This is a genomic window from Stenotrophomonas sp. 3diitr2024 (assembly GCF_042136455.1).
GTDB classification, from domain to species: Bacteria; Pseudomonadota; Gammaproteobacteria; order Xanthomonadales; family Xanthomonadaceae; genus Stenotrophomonas; species Stenotrophomonas sepilia.
The window spans coordinates 1-2,970 of sequence record NZ_JBHHMJ010000051.1 but is presented as its reverse complement, the minus strand read 5'-3'; the positions used below and the strand labels follow the sequence as shown (position 1 = coordinate 2,970).

Sequence of the window (2,970 nt, the reverse complement as noted above, 5' to 3'; positions counted from 1 at the left end):
CGCGGGGCCGTACCACTGACGTGATCGGCCCCGCGGTACCACACACCTGGATCAGCCCTTGGCCGGCAGCGCCTCGGGCAGCGCATCGACCGGCGGCGGCAGTTCGCTCTCGCGGCCATCCAGCGCCAGCTGCAGGCGGTTGCGGTCCAGCGCGCCTTCCCAGCGCGAGACCACCACGGTGGCCACCGCATTGCCGATGAAATTGGTCAGCGAGCGGCATTCGCTCATGAACCGGTCCACGCCCAGGATCAGCGCCATGCCAGCCACCGGCACCTCCGGCACCACGGCCAGGGTGGCGGCCAGGGTGATGAAACCGGCGCCGGTGACACCCGCCGCGCCCTTGGAGCTGAGCATGGCGACCAGCAGCAGGGCGATCTGGTGGCCCAGGGTCAGTTCGGTGTTGGTGGCCTGGGCGATGAACAGTGCCGCCAGGGTCATGTAGATGTTGGTGCCGTCCAGGTTGAACGAGTAGCCGGTCGGGACCACCAGGCCCACCACCGACTTGCTGCAGCCGGCGCGTTCCATCTTCTCCATCAGCGACGGCAGCGCCGACTCCGACGAGGAGGTGCCGAGCACCAGCAGCAGTTCGGCCTTCAGGTAGCGCGCCAGCTTGAACACCGAGAAGCCGCACAGGCGGCAGACCAGGCCCAGGATCACCGCGACGAACAGGAACGCGGTGAGGTAGAACGAGCCCACCAGCCAGGCCAGGTTGATCAGCGAGCCGACGCCGTACTTGCCGATGGTGAAGGCGATCGCACCGAAGGCACCGATCGGGGCGGCCTTCATCAGGATGTGCACCAGCTTGAACACCGGGGCAACCAGCGCCTCCAGGAAGTTCAGCACCGGCTTGCCCTTGTCGCCCACCATCGCCAGCGCGATGCCGAACAGCACGGCCACGAACAGCACCTGCAGGATGTTGCCATCGACAAAAGCGCTGAGCAGCGTCTTCGGGATGATGTCCATCAGGAAGCCGACCAGGGTCAGGTCATGCGACTTCTCGACGTAGCTGTGCACTGCGGTCTGGTCCAGCTCGGCCGGGTTGATGTTCATGCCCGCGCCGGGCTGCACCACGTGCGCCACGATCATGCCGACAATCAGCGCCAGCGTGGAGAAGAACAGGAAGTACGCCATCGCCTTGGCGAACACCCGGCCCACCGTGCGCAGGTGGGTCATGCTGGCGATGCCGGTGACGATGGTGAGGAAGATCACCGGCGCGATGATCATCTTCACCAGGTTGATGAAGGCATCGCCGAGCGGCTTCATCTTCTCGCCGACCAGCGGTTCGTAGTGGCCGAGGATGGCACCCAGGACGATCGCCACGATCACCTGGAAGTACAGCTGGCGATAGATCGGCAACGGCTTTGCAGGCACCGGTGCTGCGGTCGGGATGTGCATGGCGGACTCCGGAAGGGGCGTTTTCAGGCACGTACGGCCCCGGGACTGCACGGGAGCCGTTACCGTGGAAACTGACCGCAGGCCCTGTACTGCACGCACAGGGGGTGCGACCAATGGACGCCTTTGTACGCGCCAGGCACGCCGGCGCAGATAACCTATTGGTACTAGCCCCCCGGTTCAGGTGGCACAGGTGCCTACACTGGCGCCGCACCGCCCAGAAACGGGAAGGCCGGTGGCCCGGGCTGAACGGCTGGGCATGTCCCTGCGAAAGTTTCGGCCCCTGCGGCCGCTGATGTCCTGTCCACACGCAATCTGAGAGAGCCGCACCCAACATGCGCCCGAATCCCACCTTGCTGGCCCTGTCGCTGGCCGCCCTACCCGCCCTCGCTTCGGCTGCGGATTTCGACAACTGGCCGACCAAGTACACCTTCGGCGACGGCACCGAGTTGGCCGCTACCGCCAACATCGCCTACGACTACAACGACTTTTCCTCGGCCAGTGGCCTCGAGGACGACGACGCCGTGCGCCGCAAGGAATTCGGTGCGACGCTGAAGAAGAAGGGCGTGTACGACGCGATGGTCTACTACGACTTCCAGGCCGATACCTGGCTGGACGTGTTCGTGCGCTTCGAGAGCAAGGCCTTCTTCGGCCGTGACGTCGGCCGCTTCCGCTTCGGCTACATGAAGACGCCGGTCGGCCTGGATGCGAACACCTCTTCGCGTGCCGGCAGCTTCCTGGAAACCTCGCTGCCGGTGCAGGCCTTCTACGAAGGCCGCCGTACCGGTGTGGAATGGGTGCTGGAGCGCCCGCAGTACCTGCTGCAGGCAGGCGCCTATGGCGGCAAGGACCTGCAGGGCGACAACCCCGGCACCACCCAGGCGGTGCGTGCGGTGTGGACGCCGGTGAAGGCACCGGGTGACGTTATCCACCTGGGCCTGGCCTACTCGCAGGAGAACCCACGCGGCTACAGCGATGGCCGCGACGTGCACCACGAGGCCAGCGCCCGCCTGCGCGCGCGCCCGGAAGCCGGCCTGACCGACATCCGCTACGTCGATTCCGGCGCGCTGGTCACCGCCGACCAGATCCGCCGCACCGGCCTGGAAGGCATCTGGATCCGCGGCCCGTTCTCGCTGCAGGCCGAAGCGCTGCGCGCCACGGTCACCCGCCATGACGGCAAGCCCGACTTCACCGGCAGCGGCCAGTACGCGATGGCCAGCTGGGTGCTGACCGGCGAATCGCGGCCGTACAACGCCGGTGCGGTGGCCAACATCAAGCCGGCGCACAACTACGGTGCGGTGGAACTGGTGGCGCGTTACAGCCGCCTGGACCTCGACGATGGTGACATCCTGGGTGGCCGCCAGCACGACCTGACGTTGGGTGCGAACTGGTACCTGACCAGCCACTTCAAGTTCCAGGCCAACTACGTGAAGGTCGACGCCAGCCGTCGTGGCGTGCACAGCACGCCGGAGATCTTCGAACTGCGCGCGCAGATGCACTTCTGACCCCTTCCACGTCAGACCCCGGCGGGCGTGCACGCCACGCCCCCCGGCCCTGCGTAGACTGCCGCCATGTACT

Annotated in this window: 2 protein-coding genes; one reads left to right on the top strand and one right to left on the bottom strand. The window is 66.5% G+C overall.

The features are described 5' to 3' along the window. Positions 1–51: 51 nt before the first annotated feature. Positions 52–1,395, bottom strand: coding sequence for a dicarboxylate/amino acid:cation symporter (locus ABGA94_RS01045; protein WP_005419151.1), 1,344 nt, complete (start codon positions 1,393–1,395; stop codon positions 52–54). Positions 1,396–1,727: 332 nt separating this feature from the next. Between ABGA94_RS01045 and ABGA94_RS01040 the strand changes: the two genes are divergently transcribed. Continuing rightward, complete coding sequence (locus tag ABGA94_RS01040; RefSeq protein WP_005419152.1) at positions 1,728–2,897, top strand: OprO/OprP family phosphate-selective porin; 1,170 nt, start codon at positions 1,728–1,730, stop codon at positions 2,895–2,897. The last annotated feature ends 73 nt before the right edge of the window (positions 2,898–2,970 follow it).